Source organism: Shewanella sp. SW32 (assembly GCF_025653365.1).
GTDB lineage: Bacteria > Pseudomonadota > Gammaproteobacteria > Enterobacterales > Shewanellaceae > Shewanella > Shewanella oncorhynchi.
The window spans coordinates 22,686-39,355 of the sequence record NZ_JAKKSJ010000015.1; the positions used below are offsets into that span (position 1 = coordinate 22,686).

The window sequence follows — 16,670 nt, forward strand, 5'->3', positions numbered from 1 at the left end:
TGGAGTGAGATCAAAAAAGCCGTCGTATTGACGGCTTTTTGTTGGGCTAAATTTATTTTCTACAAGAGCTTAGCTCATGATGTTCAGGTTAAGCTTAGGCTTAAACCATGCCTTTACCTTTTTATCAAAGGCTATCCAAACTTGTAGTAATGACAAGACGATCAAAGCGATAAAAATCACATAGTCAGGCAGTTTTCCCTGCCATTCACCTAGGTACACTGTCGTTGGACCTACCACTAAGTTGCCCGGATCGTACATGATCACTGGCAGCATGCTAATCAATCCAAGCTGCACGACTGTGTAGCCGCGCAGCATGATAAGCCCTGCTTTTTGCCGACCGATAATGGCAATCACCATCAGGAGGGTTAGCAGACAAAATAACACCCCTTGTTTAGCGATTAAGCCACTCACTGACGCAACAACATACACTAGCAATAGGGCAATGAGTCGTTTCGGAAAGTGTTGACTCAGGGCTGTATTTGCCTCTGATGTCGGTATCGCCGATTTTTGCTCGCTCATAGGCATTCTCGTTTAGCGATAGCGATTAGTGGCTTTGCTTAGGCGCTAATCTTTGATCTAACTCATAAGGTGGGATTACCACACCTAAATCATCTAATACTGGGAATACGGCGACAAAGAGGTCGTCATCTTCCATGCCTGGCACCCATCTTTCGTGAAATTCGTCGAGTGGAATCGCTAACGTTTGACAATCACTCCATTCATCCACTGCCCAAGAATCAGCGGCTTCTTCGGTTGGCCACATTGGGATGCAATCTTCTTCTTCAGTGGTTAACATCACGCAACCGTCTTGGTCTTGTAATGTCCAAAGTATTTTGTGTTCTTTAACTTGTTCAACGAGGTAATCGTAACGGGCTTCTGGCGTCATTGCTGCTGTCTCAGCGAGGTTTTTAACAGTCTTGCTCATGAAAAATATCTCTTTTGCTTGGATAGGGCGAAGCCTGTTGTGTCTCTAATGTAAAAACCTAGGGCACAGCAAAATTCGCCAGTTGGCTAAATGGTAACATTAGAGCGGGATTAGAAAAAGAACAACAGCGCCAAGAGAGCGCTGTTGTGTTAGATCTTCGGCTTTTATTCTGCCGCGCGGAAGTAGCGATAGATAAAGCCCGCCAAAATGGCGCCGACAATCGGTGCTACCCAGAACAACCAGAGCTGTGATACCGCCCAGTCACCGACAAACAGTGCAGGGCCTGTGCTACGCGCTGGGTTCACCGAAGTATTGGACACAGGAATACTAATAAGGTGAATTAAGGTTAAACCTAACCCTATGGCAATTGGGGCAAATCCCTTAGGAGCTCGCTCATCGGTGGCGCCTAAAATAATAATCAAGAAGAACAGTGTCATAACGATTTCACAAATCATCACCGACAGCATGCTATAGCCACCCGGTGAGTGCTCACCAAAACCGTTAGAGGCAAATCCGACCGCGAGTGAAAATCCCTCTTGTCCTGAAGCGATGAGATACAAGATGCCTGCGCCAACAATTCCACCCGCGACTTGGGCTATGATATAGGGCAATAATTCTGCTGCCGGAAAACGTCCCCCAGCCCAAAGGCCGAATGACACTGCAGGGTTGAGATGACAACCTGAAATATGGCCAATCGCAAAGGCCATAGTCAGAACCGTTAAGCCAAATGCGAGCGCGACACCGAGTAAGCCTATGCCCACCTCGGGAAATGCAGCGGCAAGTACCGCACTGCCACAACCTCCAAGGACTAACCACAAGGTGCCAAGAAATTCTGCCGCCATTTTTTGTGACATGTTCATTGTTTGATTTCCTATTCTTTTAAAGACGCTTGCTTGTTAATCAGTGCGTCTTTATTCCTAATTTACCTGCCTATTAACGGATCTTGTCTGAGTGAGCAAAATCGCGCTGTAGACATGAGTTCCCTTAAAACCAGTTTCTTATTGGACGCCTATGAGGCTATTCCTAAGTGTTTGAGCTGTTTAGAGCAATATCCTGTATCCGTTTTCACTATAGTGAGACTTGATTAAGCTTCAGTGACGAAACTTTTTTTACTCATGCTTCTGTCACTAAATGCTTCAGTAATTAAGAATAGATGGCTTTAAAATAGCTGCTGATTTTCTTGATAAATTTAGGGAGGAAGAGGGGGAAAAGATTAGTTTGTCTTTTAAAGACAACAAGAGCTTCATGTAGAAGCTCTTGTTTAGGTTATCACTTTAGTATTTTGCGAAGGCCAATTACTTAGCGCTAAATCGTCCGCCGAGTACGGCTTCGCGGGAGGCGCCTGTTACTGCAGGGAGATTAGCGGGTAAACCTAAGTGATTGCGCATGGCGAGCCAGGCAAAGGCGATGCCTTCTGCCCACTTAGGATCGACGCCAAGGGCCGAGGTAGTATCCAGCTTATAACCTGGTAATAAGGCTGCAAGACGCTGCATCAGTTGACCATTAAATGCACCGCCGCCACAGACGAATAATTCCCCTTCATTGGATAGTTTTATAATGTCTTGGGCTATGCTGTGGCAGGTTAAATCCAATAAAGTTGATTGAATATCTTCTTCATCTAAATGATTAAAGGGCGATAATTGCTGCTCTAACCAAGCTTGGTTAAACAGTTCGCGACCAGTGCTTTTAGGGTAAGCAAGGGAAAAATACGGATGCGAAAGCAACTGAGTTAATAAGCTTTGATCAGTTTTTCCGGATTCAGCCCATTCGCCATTTTTATCGAAGGGCTCACTTTTAACCTGTTGCATCCAGGCATCAATTAAGGTGTTGCCAGGCCCTGTATCAAAGCCTAAAACTTCTTCGCTATTGCCCGGCAGATAGGTGATATTGGCAATACCACCAATATTGAGGATGACACGTTTTTTACCGACTTGGGCAAAGGTTTGCTGGTGGAATGCGGGTACTAAGGGCGCGCCTTGCCCACCAAGGGCAATATCTTTGCGACGAAAATCGGCAATGACATCTATGCCTGTTTCGGTCGCAATAGTATTAGGATCGCCAATTTGTAAGGTAAAACCCACTTCGAGGTTTGGCATATGGCGCACAGTTTGACCATGGCTACCAATGGCGATGATATCTTCTTTCGCAATAGCACATTTAGCCATCAGATTATTGACTGCTAAGGCAAACAGCTGACCCACATTTCGATCTAAACGGCCGAGGCGGTTAATTTCATCTGAGCTGGGTAAGCACAGGCGCTGTAGACCTTTGAGTAAATGGCTCGGAATAGCTTCGGTATGGCTGGCGATAAGCTGCGGCTGTGCACCTGAAAAGTCGACCAATACTGCATCGACACCGTCCATGCTAGTGCCTGACATAAGTCCAATATAATAAGCGTTTTTCATTGGGAGGAATCCATCCGTCGTTATTGCATTGCCAATTGCGTTTGCTTGTTTTGCGAAAGTGTAGTCATCAATTGCTTGCTAAGTGCATCGAATTGATTTTTTTCTTTTCTCGCAATTGATTCGGATTTCGGTAGCGTAATCGTTCTCGGGTTGCGGTGTACGCCATTGACGATAAATTCGTAATGTAAATGAGCCCCTGTGACACGGCCTGTTTTACCTAAAGTACCAATAATTTGTCCTTGCTTAACGTTGGCGCCTTTGCTGACATTACGTTTTGTGAGGTGTAGATATTTGGTGGTATAGGTATCGTTATGTTTGATAAACACATAGTTACCGTTGAATTGATTATAACCAGACTCAATAACGCGTCCACTACCCGCAGCTTTAATGGGCGTGCCAATGGCTGCGACATAGTCTACACCGCGATGGGCTTTGACTTGGCCTGTCACTGGGTGCAAACGTCTTGGATTAAAGTTGGAGCTGACATACTTAAAATCGACCGGTGAGCGCAGGAAGGCTTTACGCATGCTAGTGCCATTTTCGGAATAATAGTTACCGTCGGTATAGCGAATGGCAGTATAGCGCTCATCTTGGTTAACAAATTCTGCAGCTAAGATATTGCCATTACGCAAAAATTCACCATCGGCATATTCTTGCTCGTAAATAATGGCGAAGCTGTCGCCTTCGCGTAAGTCTAAGGCAAAGTCGATATCCCAGCCGAATACGGTCGATAATTGTAATATCTGGTTGGCAGACATGCCTGCATCCACTGCGGCATTCCAGAAATTGCTCTTAATTTTGGCACTGGTGAAATGGTTGCGAATTTCCACATCCTTTTCGGAGATTTTTTCGTTGTATTGCTCTTGGCTTTTAGTGATGACTAGCGTGGAAATAGCATCGACCCGATAACGTACTTCAGTCAAATTACCGTTTGCATCCTTTGAAATCACAATTTCTTCGCCCGGCATTATCTTAAGTAAGTTTTGCTTGGCTAAAGGCAACTGGGTGATTTCATAAACGTCTTTGCTGGTTAAGCCAGCGCGGTCAAATACCGCGGCTAAAGTATCACCATTTTTGACGTTAAAATGTTCTACATCTCTGTGAAGAGCGCTTTCGTGGGATCCTGCGGCTTGATTATTAGCTCCACCAGCAGCAAGCGCATCGGGTGAGGATAACGGTTCAGCCGTTGTCGGAGCATTATCTGTTTGACCTTCTGGCAACTCAGGGCGTTCAGGCGAGCGAAAAGCTAAGGGCACATCATAACGGGTGTTGATTTGAGCTTGGTCATCAATGCTAGTGGTTTGTCTTGAAGCTTGCGCTTCTTCAGAAGGTAGAAGCATGGTTATCATTGTGATAACTGAAAGAATGCTAAGGAGAATTTGATGCTTTTTAGGCAACAATTTAAATAACGTTATAACCTTTCCCATTGACGCCGATACCAATAACCAGAGACTTAAATAATCCCGTTAGTGTACACACTTTCAATTGTGGTGGCTAACAAGTAACATAAGTCTCTTCATTTTATGATCATGGCCTTAGGAGTCCCTGCCGAGATGGCTGATTTAGACCAAGTATTAGCAGAAATTAGACGTGGTACCGATGAGATTTTACTCGAAGCGGATCTGCTGGAAAAACTCAAAGAAGGACGTCCACTCCGTATTAAGTTAGGCGCTGACCCTACCGCTCCGGATATCCATCTTGGACATACAGTAATCTTAAATAAATTAAGATTATTCCAAGAGTTAGGTCATGAAGTCATTTTTTTGATTGGTGACTTTACTGGTATGGTGGGGGACCCAAGTGGTAAAAATAGCACACGTCCGCCGCTCACCCGTGAACAAGTTTTAGCGAACGCAGAAACCTATAAAGAACAGGTTTACAAGATCCTCGATCCTGCGAAGACTCGTATCGAATTCAACTCAAGCTGGTTAGAGCCATTGGGCGCCGCTGGTATGATCCGTCTCGCGTCTAAGCAAACTGTGGCTCGTATGATGGAGCGTGATGACTTTAAGAAGCGCTATGCCTCGGGTCAATCAATTGCGATTCATGAGTTTATGTATCCTTTACTGCAAGGTTATGATTCAGTTGCGCTGCAGGCCGATGTTGAGTTGGGTGGTACAGATCAAAAGTTCAACCTGTTAATGGGCCGTGAACTGCAAAAAGCCGAAGGCCAAAAGCCACAAGCTGTGATCATGATGCCGCTGCTCGAAGGTTTAGACGGCGTGAAGAAAATGTCTAAATCGGCGCATAACTATATTGGCGTGAGCGAACCTGCCAATGAAATGTTTGGCAAGCTGATGTCAATTTCGGATGACTTGATGTGGCGCTACTTTGAACTACTGTCATTCCGCCCACTGGCTGAAATTGAACAGTTTAAGCAAGATGTGGCGAATGGGTCTAACCCGCGTGACACTAAAATCGCCTTAGCTAAGGAAATTATCACACGTTTCCATGATGCAGCGTCTGCCGAAAGTGCGCATCAAGCCTTTGTCGATCGTTCTAAGGGCATGATCCCCGATGATATCGAAGAAATTGAGTTAGCTGCGGGTGAAGGTATTGCGATTGCCAATCTGTTGAAAGACGCTGACTTAGTGTCATCGACTTCAGAAGCGATGCGGATGATCAAGCAAGGCGCGGTGAAGATGGACGGCGAAAAGCTAGAAGATAGCCGTATGACTTTGTTCGCGGGTACTGTTGCTGTATTCCAAGTCGGTAAACGTAAGTTTGCCAAAGTGACTTTGGTATAGTGACGTTGGTTTAGTTAGGTTTACGCTACAGTAAGTTTAAACGAACAAAAAGAGCGCCTTAGGGCGCTCTTTGTTTTTGAATCTTTTGACAATACAAGATTAAGGCGCTGTATTGGCCTCATGCTCGGCGATATTACATCTGTCGGTGCCAAAGTGTTGCCCACCACTGCATTTCCATGCCAATTGGGCCGAACTTACCTGCCAAAGTTTAGCGTTTTGTTTCAGTGAGATAATCAACAGCATCTGTGGATGCTGCTTGGAAAGCTCGCTCACTTGATAGGTTAAAATGCCGTCTTTATTGGTTTGAGTTCGCACTAAGGTAAATTTGTTGCCTGCATATTGGCTGCTGATTTTATTGGGATCTTCCGACCAAGGCTGATGTTGTGCCTGAGCGGTACGTAGTTGTTGATTAAAATGGCTTACTGGCTGAACGGCGTAGGAAACGATAATGGGCTGTAAGGCCTGTGCTTTGGGGGCCAGTATTAAGCCATTAAGGGCGAGTAGGGCAATCAATCCAAAAAACTTCATACAAACCTCATTGAAACGAAACGGCTCAGTCAATTTTTCAAAGGTGAAATACGCAGTGGTATTGACTCATTGTTAGTTTCGACTCGTTTTTAGGGATCAAGTTTCAAAGACGGATAAATTTTGTGACTACTGCATCGCTAATTGGTCTGACATGGTCTGGTAATCGATTAGGTCGACATGTTCCGTTACTCTGCGATTGAGCATGTCGATCTTAAGGCTTGTCACACCAGGTATCGCAACATCGATGATTTTCCCCGGTTTGCCAAATTGTTCACCTGGACCCTTGAAATGATAGTTACCTATCATCACAACTAAAGAGCCTGCGTTATACATATGTTCTATGTTGAAGTTGTACTCGAGCACGCCCTCGTGGGCGCGCTCAAGGAAGTCGATGATGAAGCGGCCGCCGGTGTATTTGCGGTTGGCGGTTTTGTCGAAGAAGACGCTTTCGCGGTTATAGAATTTGCGCAGTGTCTTATAGTCGTGTTCAGTTAGCGCATTCATATATTTTACGGCTAACTGCTGTTCTTGTGGCATTTCACCTGAGTTGGCTTGCGCCGCTGCAGGATTGAGGGCTGGAACAAAAATGAGGCACAAAATAAAACACAATATTCGCAAACTATTCCCTCTTGGTCTTGAGATCAAAGGCCGGTAATGAAAGATGCCACTTGATGGCACTTAAGCGGATTAACAGGGCACTGGCCATCGCCAGAAACAGCGCCATTTTTTCGCCCATACCGTAGGCTAAGCTCACGGTATAGCCGATACCACCTATGATCGAAGCTGTGGCATAGACTTCTGTGCGTAAGACCATAGGAACTTGTCTACACAGTAAGTCTCGAATAATGCCTCCTCCCACGCCTGTGATCAAGCCCATTACGACGGCAATCATCCCACTCAAGCCCATATTGAGGGCCTTTTCAGCACCTATCACGGTAAAGAGGGCCAATCCAAAGGCATCTGCGACGGGTAAAATATACTCGGGTACCTTACGAGGGCGACGGACTAATAGCAAACAGACGAGCACGGTTGCGAGGATCACTATGATGTAATTCGGGTCGCGGATCCAGAACACTGGCGTTGCACCAATTAAGGCATCACGAATACTGCCACCACCGACAGCGGTAACCGAGGCGAGCACTATTACGCCAAAGGGGTCCATTCTATGGCGTCCAGCGGCAAGTGCGCCGGATAATGCAAATACAGCGGTACCCCATAAATCAAAAAAGTAGATCCACTGGCTCATTTACTCATCTCTTTGATATGGATATTTAATGCGTCCACAGAGATGCGGATTTCAATCACAGATAAAATCAGTGAATAGAGCAAGAGCAGTAGGCTAGCGCCAAAAATCACTGAGCCGGTTTTATTAAAGCCGATATAGATAAAAATCATACACAGTACGCATAGGGCAAAGCTTGACACACCTGCTTCCTGCATTCGACGAATGATGGTAATACGCTGGCTCAGGTTCTTAATTTGATCTTTATGTACGGGTTTTTCACCATTGCTTAAATTTCGGATTAATGCGGCTAAGGCAAAAAAACGATTGGTATAAGCTAATAATAACAATGAGATAGCAGGAAATAACAACGCAGGTGTTGTTAATGAAACATGCATGTTTTCGAGCAAGATGGTCAGCCTTTAACTTCACGTTGAGATAATGCGGCATCATATCACAGGCTTTGTAACCAACGTAAACTTGCCCATAACAAGGGCAGTATAATGATAAAGCTAAACCAGATAGCACAGGCACGTGAGGTCAGCTTAATTGCAGGCGTGATGTCATCACAGGTTGGCTGCGGACCGTAGCACAATTTATCCACATTGATACGCACGCCAGCAAACTTCTGTGGTCCACCGAGCTCGATTCTCAAAATACTGGCCACGAGATTCACACTGAGAACATAACCTCGAATAGCGTGATGATTTTTAGGGGCTCTAAAAAGTTTTGCAAACGCCTTAGGCCCGCCTTGAATGGCGAGCGACAGGCTCCACAACCAAGCCGGAATCGCCAGCAAGATAATGGATACACCATTCACAGTACTGCAGAAATGTTGATACTTTGGTTGAATGGGCGGCCAGCTCAATTCGAGTTGTTTGAGCATTCGCACAGCTAGCACTAGCGGTGCTCCAGCAATAGCGAAAAAGAAAATGGTCGATGCTGTGCCGTAAATAGGCGCTGTGGCGAGTTTTTCTATGGTGGCTTTGGCTAGGCCGATTTCCGACAAACTATCGGTATCGCGCACTACCCAAGGCTGTAAAAGCTTTTTTGCGCTGGCATTGTCTCCACGTTTTAAGGCTTTAGCGATTTCATCGGCGACTTGGCTAAACCCTGCATCGGTTAAGCATAGATAAAGCACCAAAAATTCGAAAAACCATGGAAAGGCGGCCAGTTCGAGCAAAAAGGTGATAATGGCCCAAAACGGAAACAGTAACAGCATCATAGCTAAAAAGCCTGCTGTGGCTTGTTGGCTTGGAGATCGTTCAGGGCGATTCACTTTGGCTGCGAGTTGCTTAGCTAAATGGCTAAACCAAATAAGCGGCTGCATTTCCCGTGGCAATGGCGCTAACCGCGCCAATAACAAAGCAAAAAAAAGTACCAAAAAGCCTTCAAACAAAGCGCCATCTATCTCGACAAGTTGTTGATAAAAAGAGGTGTGCATTCGGTACTTTCCACTTAAGTGATTATTTTATTGCGCTAGGATTCAGTTGCTCAAGCAGCAACATCACCATCAGAGCCGAGTGATAACCCGCTTTGACAATATAAGAGTCGAAATCCACTGGCGAGTCATTGTTGGCGTTATCCGATAAAGAGCGGATTACCACAAATGGCACTCCAAACTGATGACAAACTTGAGCGATAGCTGCGCCCTCCATCTCACAGGCGGCCATAGTCGGGAAGTTTTTGAGCATGGCTTGGGTGCGAACAGGATCGCAAATAAAGCTGTCACCAGTACAAATCAAACCTTCAATTGCTTTGACTTCACCTAGTTGAGCAATCGCTTTGTTGGCAGCTTCAACTAAATGTGCGGCAGGAATAAACGCAGCAGGTTGTTGTGCCATTTGGCCAATTTCATAACCAAAGGCGGTGACATCCACATCATGGTGACGTACTTCAGAAGAAATCACGATATCGCCAATGGCCAGCGAATCCACAAAACCACCGGCAGAACCAGTGTTGATCACCGCATCCGGCGCATATTTTTCGATGAGTAGCGTGGTCGCAATACTTGCGGCGACTTTACCTATGCCTGAGCGAGTCACTACTACGTCTTTACCCGCGAGAGTACCAGCAATAAATTCAATACCAGCAATGGTTTGCGATGTCGCATTTGTCATGGCGGCGATCAGGTGAGCGACTTCTGGCTCCATTGCGCCAATAATTCCAATTTTCATGGGAGACCTTTTTGATTCAACACTTAAAGAGTGGGACACGGTAATGCTGGCTAATATACCACACAGTTTTATGCAGTCGTTATGGCGAGATTGGGATTGCTTGATAATCGCGGGGTAAAAAGGTGGGAGGGTTAACGGAAAAGTGCATCCCTAAGATGCACGCTTTATCTATCTATTTTATCCATCAACCGATTGCGATAAGCCACAAGCAAATGGCTGAACTCGTTTGCACGAGTCCAGCCATTGGAGTGCTTGTTAAAATGACAAGGGTAAAATGTTTTTTACCGATAAAACAAACACGTTGGCGCTTAATCTATAGCGCTTAGTCTAAGTAGTTAAGAATACCTTGGGCGGCATCGCGACCTTCGGCAATGGCTGTCACGACTAAGTCAGAACCGCGCACCATATCACCACCGGCAAACACTTTCGGGTTTGTGGTTTGGAATGGGTTTTCATCTAACTTACTCGCTTTAACTCGGCCCCATTGATCTAGCTCGATACCGTGTTCGGCAAACCAAGGTGCTGGGCTAGGCTGGAAACCAAAGGCGATAATAATCGCATCGGCTTCGAGCAACTGTTCGCTACCTGCAATCGCTTCGGCCCGTTGACGACCGCTGGCATCGGCTTTGCCCATGGCGGTTTCGACGCATTCAATGCCAACTACTTTGCCATCTTGGGTTTTAATTGCCACAGGTTGACGGTTAAACAGGAAGTTAACTCCTTCCTCCCGCGCATTTTGCACTTCACGACGTGAGCCTGGCATGTTGGCCTCGTCCCGGCGGTAAGCACAGACTACGCTGCTGGCACCTTGTCTGACGGCTGTGCGCACACAATCCATCGCAGTATCACCACCGCCTAATACCACCACACGTTTACCTTCAAGGTTCAGGTAGGGCGTTTCAGTATTCTGGGTGCCCATTAAATGATGGGTGTTACCAATCAAATAGGGCAGGGCTTGGTATACGCCTTTGGCATCTTCACCCTCAAGGCCTGCTTTCATTGCGGTATAGGTGCCCATACCGAGGAAGACGGCATCGTATTCTTCGAGCAGTTTAGTAAATGGGATGTCCTTACCTACAGTGACACCGAGTTTGAACTCAATGCCCATGCCTTCTAATACACTGCGACGGGTCGCCATAACGGCTTTGTCGAGTTTAAAAGACGGAATACCGTAGGTGAGTAGACCACCAATTTGTGGATATTTATCAAAGACCACAGCTTTAACACCGTTGCGAGACAGAATATCCGCGCAGCCTAAACCTGCAGGACCCGCACCGACAATCGCCACTCGTTCAGGGCGTGGCGTGACCTTGCTCATATCGGGGCGCCAGCCTTGGGCGATAGCTGTGTCGGTAATGTATTTTTCGACATTACCGATAGTGACAGCGCCAAAGTCGTCATTCAGAGTACAAGCACCTTCACAGAGTCTGTCCTGTGGACAAACACGGCCGCAGATTTCGGGCAGAGTGTTGGTCTCATGCACTAAATCTGCCGCTTCCATGATGCGGCCTTGTTCCGCTAGCTTGAGCCAGTTAGGAATATAATTGTGTAGCGGGCACTTCCACTCACAATAAGGATTGCCGCAATCTAAACAGCGGTCCGCTTGCTCAGCCACTTGAGGCTGGGCAAAAGGCTGATAAATCTCAATAAACTGAGTCGCACGTTTAGCCGCAGGGTGTTTAGCGGGGTCTTTACGACCCACTTCAATAAATTGAAAATCGTTACTCATGCGCCATTACCCCGCTTTTACAACTAATTCTGGGCTCGATTTCTCTAATTTGAGCAGATCGGCCACGGCAATATTTTTAGGTTTTACTAATACGAAGCAATCTAACCAGTTACCAAAATCACTTAAGATCATCTTGGCATGTTCACTGCCCGTTTCGGCCACGTGGGCTTCAATCAGACCTTTTAAATGTTGTTGATGGATCGGTGATTCGAGTTTTTGAGTATCGACAAGCTCAGTATTCACACGGCGATTGAAGCGGCCGAATTGATCGAACACATAGGCAAAACCGCCTGTCATCCCAGCGCCGAAGTTCACCCCTGTTTTACCAAGGACAACCACAATGCCGCTGGTCATGTATTCGCAGCCGTTATCGCCAAGCCCTTCAACCACAGCAATCGCCCCAGAGTTACGGACTGCAAAACGCTCGCCCGCTTGACCTGCGGCGAAGAACTTGCCGCCCGTCGCGCCGTAAAGACACGTGTTACCGACAATGGCGCTACGCTCACTTTGGAACGGGCTGCCAATTGGCGGGTAGATGACGATTTGGCCGCCAGACATGCCTTTACCCACATAGTCGTTGGCATCACCGCAGAGTTTTAACTCAAGGCCTGGGCTGTTCCACACGCCAAAGCTTTGGCCTGCACTGCCGTTAAAGCTCAGTTTAACCGGCGCTTTGGTGCCTTTGACGCCGAGCGTGCTTGCGATATAGCCGGATAAGGTCGCGCCAACGGAGCGGTCGGTGTTGTTGATGCTGTAAGCGGCATCGAAACACTCGCCCTTATCGACGGCGCTTTGGCACTCGTTTAATAAATGTTGGTTAAGCAGCCCTAAATCCGCCGGTGGATTGGTTTCTTGCCAAGTGCGTGACGAGGTTGCTGGCACCTTGGGTTGATACAAAATCGGCGATAAGTCGAGCCCTTGTTGCTTAGCGGTTTGACCTTCGAGGGTATATAACCATTCGCTGCGACCGACTAAGTCTTCAAACTTGCTCACCCCTAAGGTCGCCATCCATTCACGAACTTCCTGTGCAACAAACTCAAAGTAAGTCATCACTCGCTCTGGCAGACCATGGTAATGGTTGTCGCGCAGGTTTTTATCTTGCGTTGCTACGCCAGTCGCGCAGTTGTTCAAGTGGCAAATACGCAGGTATTTACAACCTAGGGCGATCATAGGCACAGTACCAAAACCAAAGCTTTCGGCGCCTAATAACGCGGCTTTAATCACATCGGTACCGGTTTTTAAGCCGCCATCGACCTGCAGGCGAATTTTATGGCGTAGACCATTTTCCACTAGCGATTGATGCACTTCGGCTAACCCTAGCTCCCATGGACTGCCCGCATACTTCACTGAGGTGATTGGGCTAGCACCTGTGCCGCCGTCATACCCTGAAATCGTGATCATGTCCGCATAGGCTTTGGCCACACCGGTGGCGATGGTCCCCACACCGGGTTCTGACACAAGTTTCACTGAAATCAGTGCTTTAGTGTTGATTTGCTTCAAGTCGAAAATTAGCTGGGCTAAATCTTCGATAGAGTAAATATCGTGGTGTGGCGGTGGTGAAATCAAGGTCACACCAGGACGTGCGTGACGCAGTCCGGCGATTTCCACACTGACTTTATGGCCGGGTAACTGGCCGCCTTCACCGGGTTTTGCCCCTTGGGCGACTTTAATCTGTAACACATCGGCATTAACTAAATAATGTGCCGTGACGCCAAAGCGTGCCGAGGCAATCTGTTTAATCGCAGAGTTGCGTTCAGTATTAAAGCGGCGTGCATCCTCACCACCTTCACCTGAGTTCGAGCGGCCACCTAAGCGGTTCATCGCGATAGCCAGCGCTTCATGGGCTTCGGGGCTGAGGGCGCCGATACTCATGGCTGCGCTGTCAAAACGTTGATACAAGCCCGCTGCGCCTTCGACGTTAGCGACATCAATTGATGCCTGCGCACCCTTGATACCGATTAAGTCACGTAGCGTGGCTATTGGACGATTGTCGACGAGGTCGGCAAACTTTTTATAGGTCGCGAAGTTTTTGTCAATCAATGACGCTTGCAAGGTGTTGACCACATCAGGGTTGAAGCAGTGATACTCACCGCCCTCAACGTATTTCAGCAGGCCACCTTGCGGTAATGGCACATGGGCACGGTAGGCCGCTTTGTGCAGAATAGCTTGGTCTTGGGCGATGTCTGCAAAGCCTGCACCCTCGATGCGGCTAATTACGCCTTTAAAACACAGTTCGATCACTTCGCTGGCAATGCCTATGGCTTCAAATTGCTGACTGCAACGATAGGAGCCGACAGTGCTGATGCCCATTTTGGACATGATCTTACGCAAGCCTTTTTCGATGCCGTAGCGGAAGTTCAACATCAATGCCGTGGTATCGGTTAAGTCATGGCGTTTTGCCAGTTCGGAAATTGACTCATACACTAAATACGGATAAATCGCCGTGGCACCAAAGCCAAGCAATACAGCAAAGTGATGCGGATCTCGCGCCGATGCGGTTTCAACAATAATGTTGGTGTCGCAGCGCAGGCTCTTATTCACCAGCATTTGCTGCACAGAACCGACCGCCATGGCCGCGGGGATCACTTGCGCCGTTTTACCTATGGCTCTATCCGAAAGGATCAACAAAGTCGTGCCGCTGCGGGCTAAACGCTCGGCTTCGGCTGTGATACGGCGAATGGCACTTTCTAAGCCTTCCTGTGGTTCGTAATTTAAATCGACAATATTGGCGCGATAGTAAGTGCTATCTAATCCCAGTAACTGGTTAAAATCACTGAATAATAAAATAGGTGAATTGAACATTACCCGGTAAGCATGCCCAGTCGTTTCATTGAAGAGGTTCTGTTCACGGCCAATACAAGTGGTCAACGACATGACGTGCTTTTCACGTAAGGGGTCAATAGGTGGATTCGTTACTTGAGCAAATTTTTGCCTAAAATAGTCATACAGTGAACGTGACTTTTTCGACAATACCGCCATAGGTGTGTCGTCGCCCATAGAACCTGTGGCTTCTTCACCTTGCTTCGCCAATACCCAAATAACTTGTTCTAATTCCTCACGGGTATAGCCAAATTGTTTTTGGTATTGCAGCAATAGCTCAGGGCTTAACTCGCTGGCACCGTGCTGCTCAGAGGCTAAATCTTCCGCTGGCGTTAAAGTACGGCTGTTTTTCGCCATCCACTCTTTGTAAGGGTGGCGGCGTTTAAGATCGTTATCAATTTCAAAAGATTGGTACAGGCGGCCGTTCAAGGTATCTAATACCAGCAATTCGCCAGGCCCAACACGGCCTTTTTCAATCACTTCATCGGCGGCGTAATCCCAAATTCCGACTTCGGAAGCTAAGGTCAAAATACGATCTTTTGTGATCACATAACGCGATGGACGCAGACCATTACGGTCAACAGCGCAGGCGGCATGGCGACCGTTGGTCATCACAATACCTGCCGGACCATCCCAAGGCTCCATGTGCATAGAGTTAAAGTCGTAGAAGGCTTTTAATTCGTCATCCATTTCTGGATTACTTTGCCAAGCAGGCGGGATCAATAGACGCATGGCACGGTATAAGTCCATGCCACCAGATAACAGCATTTCCAGCATATTATCTAAAGATGAAGAGTCTGAGCCTGTTTCATTCACAAAGGGAGCGGCCTGCTGCAAATCTGGCAGTAGCGGCGAATTAAACTTATAGGCACGGGCGCGGGCCCATTGACGGTTACCCGTAATCGTATTGATTTCGCCGTTATGGGCTAAATATCTAAACGGCTGAGCTAATGGCCATTTAGGAGAAGTATTTGTTGAGAAACGTTGATGGAATAGGCAGATAGAGCTTTTTAAGCGAATGTCCGCGAGATCGGGATAAAACGCGGGCAAGTCTACAGGCATCATCAGACCTTTATAGACGATAACTTGGCCTGACAAACTCGCGACATAGAAGTCTTTGTCGTCGGTGATCTGCTGCTCTAGGCGGCGACGCGCCATATAAAGGCGACGTTCCAAGTCTTTTTCACGCCAGCCAATGGGGGCGTTGATCAGCACTTGATAGATTTGTGGCAGGCTAGCCTTGCCAATTTCACCTAACACATCGGGATTGACAGGCACCTTGCGCCAGCCTGCAATACTTAAGGTTTCACGCTCGAGTTCGCGCTCAAGAATAAACTTGGCTTGGTCAGCCAGTTCATCATCTTGACTTAAAAACAGCATACCTACGGCAAATTTTCTGCTCAAATGCCAATCATTTTCCGCGGCAATCGCTTCAAAAAATTGCACGGGTAATTGCATTAATAAACCACAGCCGTCGCCAGTGCGACCGTCGGAGGCAATGCCCCCTCGGTGCTTCATGCGATCTAGACCATGGATTGCCGTGCGCACTATGCGGTGGCTGGCTTCGCCATCCATCTGTGCTATCAACCCAAAACCACAATTGTCCCGCTCAAAACTGGGATGATATAAGCTCATACAAAAACCTCCCTAGACCTCAACTGATTACTACTCGGGGAGAAAATGTAAAGACTTTCTATAGATATGCACCCGAACCACCCAAATTAGCCTGAGATTCAATAAAGGTCAAACCAAAAATTTGCATAAAACATGGGTATTAATTCATGTTTCATACACAAACCACAATTGCCTTACGTTAACGTCAACAGTAAAATGTGCTGTATAACATTATGAATAAAAAGAATTTTAAAAACTATCAAACTCAAAATTTACCAAGGTGTAACATGCTGATGGGATTGTTTTTGATTTAGAAATAGTGATTTTTATTGCAAACACAGTAAATAGATAAAAAATTAAAATTGTTGAATTGTTATTCATTTTGGTGTGAGCAAGATCTCAGCGGTAAGCTGGCTAATTTGAGGATGCGCACATTTATGATAATAACGGTATGAGTCAGGCGGGAATTTGATGTAGCGCCAAGAAAACTCTCGCTACCTTAT

The 16,670-nt window shown here is 46.8% G+C and carries 14 protein-coding genes; 1 reads left to right on the forward strand and 13 read right to left on the reverse strand.

Translation table 11 applies throughout. The features are described 5' to 3' along the window. Nucleotides 1–69 precede the first annotated feature (69 nt). The 5 genes from L5M28_RS10695 to L5M28_RS10715 all read right to left on the reverse strand — a co-directional run bounded on the left by L5M28_RS10695 (nucleotide 70) and on the right by L5M28_RS10715 (nucleotide 4,757). Entirely contained in the window at nucleotides 70–519 is a 450-nt protein-coding gene (locus tag L5M28_RS10695; protein ID WP_263196451.1) for a hypothetical protein, read from the reverse strand. A gap of 25 nt (nucleotides 520–544) precedes the next feature. Next, nucleotides 545–925, reverse strand: coding sequence for a DUF2750 domain-containing protein (locus L5M28_RS10700; RefSeq protein WP_028760853.1), 381 nt, complete (start codon nucleotides 923–925; stop codon nucleotides 545–547). 164 nt (nucleotides 926–1,089) lie between these two features. Next, nucleotides 1,090–1,785 (reverse strand): aquaporin Z, encoded by a 696-nt coding sequence (gene aqpZ, locus L5M28_RS10705; RefSeq protein WP_263203310.1) that lies wholly within the window; start codon nucleotides 1,783–1,785, stop codon nucleotides 1,090–1,092. 435 nt (nucleotides 1,786–2,220) lie between these two features. Then, nucleotides 2,221–3,330, reverse strand: a complete 1,110-nt coding sequence (locus L5M28_RS10710; RefSeq protein ID WP_263203312.1) for an anhydro-N-acetylmuramic acid kinase — start codon at nucleotides 3,328–3,330, stop codon at nucleotides 2,221–2,223. Nucleotides 3,331–3,350: 20 nt separating this feature from the next. Continuing rightward, nucleotides 3,351–4,757: a peptidoglycan DD-metalloendopeptidase family protein gene (locus tag L5M28_RS10715; RefSeq protein WP_263140521.1), complete on the reverse strand. Its 1,407-nt coding sequence runs from the start codon at nucleotides 4,755–4,757 to the stop codon at nucleotides 3,351–3,353. Nucleotides 4,758–4,883: 126 nt separating this feature from the next. Between L5M28_RS10715 and tyrS the strand changes: the two genes are divergently transcribed. After that, nucleotides 4,884–6,077 carry a tyrosine--tRNA ligase gene (gene tyrS / locus L5M28_RS10720; RefSeq protein ID WP_028760849.1) on the forward strand — a complete coding sequence of 398 codons (1,194 nt, stop codon included), beginning with the start codon at nucleotides 4,884–4,886 and terminating at the stop codon, nucleotides 6,075–6,077. A gap of 99 nt (nucleotides 6,078–6,176) precedes the next feature. On the opposite strand, the gene L5M28_RS10725 is transcribed toward tyrS, so the two are convergent. The 8 genes from L5M28_RS10725 to gltB all read right to left on the reverse strand — a co-directional run bounded on the left by L5M28_RS10725 (nucleotide 6,177) and on the right by gltB (nucleotide 16,188). Continuing rightward, nucleotides 6,177–6,605, reverse strand: a complete 429-nt coding sequence (locus tag L5M28_RS10725) for a hypothetical protein (RefSeq protein ID WP_028760848.1) — start codon at nucleotides 6,603–6,605, stop codon at nucleotides 6,177–6,179. A 126-nt stretch (nucleotides 6,606–6,731) separates the two neighbouring features. Then, complete coding sequence (locus L5M28_RS10730; RefSeq protein WP_028760847.1) at nucleotides 6,732–7,223, reverse strand: nuclear transport factor 2 family protein; 492 nt, start codon at nucleotides 7,221–7,223, stop codon at nucleotides 6,732–6,734. A 1-nt stretch (nucleotide 7,224) separates the two neighbouring features. Further along, complete coding sequence (locus L5M28_RS10735) at nucleotides 7,225–7,851, reverse strand: trimeric intracellular cation channel family protein (protein WP_105249873.1); 627 nt, start codon at nucleotides 7,849–7,851, stop codon at nucleotides 7,225–7,227. Continuing rightward, a complete protein-coding gene (locus L5M28_RS10740) occupies nucleotides 7,848–8,225 on the reverse strand; it encodes a DUF2721 domain-containing protein (RefSeq protein WP_012088590.1) in 378 nt (125 codons plus the stop codon). The genes L5M28_RS10735 and L5M28_RS10740 overlap by 4 nt, the downstream gene beginning before the upstream one ends. Before the next feature lie 56 nt (nucleotides 8,226–8,281). Then, entirely contained in the window at nucleotides 8,282–9,271 is a 990-nt protein-coding gene (locus tag L5M28_RS10745) for a cobalamin biosynthesis protein (protein ID WP_212599976.1), read from the reverse strand. A gap of 22 nt (nucleotides 9,272–9,293) precedes the next feature. Then, nucleotides 9,294–10,004: a 5'-methylthioadenosine/adenosylhomocysteine nucleosidase gene (locus L5M28_RS10750; protein WP_173246143.1), complete on the reverse strand. Its 711-nt coding sequence runs from the start codon at nucleotides 10,002–10,004 to the stop codon at nucleotides 9,294–9,296. Between the two features lie 322 nt (nucleotides 10,005–10,326). Further along, complete coding sequence (locus L5M28_RS10755) at nucleotides 10,327–11,733, reverse strand: FAD-dependent oxidoreductase (protein ID WP_263203314.1); 1,407 nt, start codon at nucleotides 11,731–11,733, stop codon at nucleotides 10,327–10,329. A gap of 6 nt (nucleotides 11,734–11,739) precedes the next feature. Then, nucleotides 11,740–16,188 (reverse strand): glutamate synthase large subunit, encoded by a 4,449-nt coding sequence (gene gltB / locus L5M28_RS10760; protein WP_263196440.1) that lies wholly within the window; start codon nucleotides 16,186–16,188, stop codon nucleotides 11,740–11,742. Between the last annotated feature and the right edge of the window lie 482 nt (nucleotides 16,189–16,670).

Bases quoted from the DNA above. Each gene is read 5' to 3' on its own strand.
- aqpZ (WP_263203310.1), bottom strand. From the start codon at position 1,785: ATGAACATGTCACAAAAAATGGCGGCAGAATTTCTTGGCACCTTGTGG.
- L5M28_RS10750 (WP_173246143.1), bottom strand. From the start codon at position 10,004: ATGAAAATTGGAATTATTGGCGCAATGGAGCCAGAAGTCGCTCACCTG.
- tyrS (WP_028760849.1), top strand. From the start codon at position 4,884: ATGGCTGATTTAGACCAAGTATTAGCAGAAATTAGACGTGGTACCGAT.
- L5M28_RS10740 (WP_012088590.1), bottom strand. From the start codon at position 8,225: ATGCATGTTTCATTAACAACACCTGCGTTGTTATTTCCTGCTATCTCA.
- L5M28_RS10700 (WP_028760853.1), bottom strand. From the start codon at position 925: ATGAGCAAGACTGTTAAAAACCTCGCTGAGACAGCAGCAATGACGCCA.
- gltB (WP_263196440.1), bottom strand. From the start codon at position 16,188: ATGAGCTTATATCATCCCAGTTTTGAGCGGGACAATTGTGGTTTTGGG.
- L5M28_RS10715 (WP_263140521.1), bottom strand. From the start codon at position 4,757: ATGGGAAAGGTTATAACGTTATTTAAATTGTTGCCTAAAAAGCATCAA.
- L5M28_RS10745 (WP_212599976.1), bottom strand. From the start codon at position 9,271: ATGCACACCTCTTTTTATCAACAACTTGTCGAGATAGATGGCGCTTTG.
- L5M28_RS10735 (WP_105249873.1), bottom strand. From the start codon at position 7,851: ATGAGCCAGTGGATCTACTTTTTTGATTTATGGGGTACCGCTGTATTT.
- L5M28_RS10710 (WP_263203312.1), bottom strand. From the start codon at position 3,330: ATGAAAAACGCTTATTATATTGGACTTATGTCAGGCACTAGCATGGAC.
- L5M28_RS10695 (WP_263196451.1), bottom strand. From the start codon at position 519: ATGAGCGAGCAAAAATCGGCGATACCGACATCAGAGGCAAATACAGCC.
- L5M28_RS10755 (WP_263203314.1), bottom strand. From the start codon at position 11,733: ATGAGTAACGATTTTCAATTTATTGAAGTGGGTCGTAAAGACCCCGCT.
- L5M28_RS10725 (WP_028760848.1), bottom strand. From the start codon at position 6,605: ATGAAGTTTTTTGGATTGATTGCCCTACTCGCCCTTAATGGCTTAATA.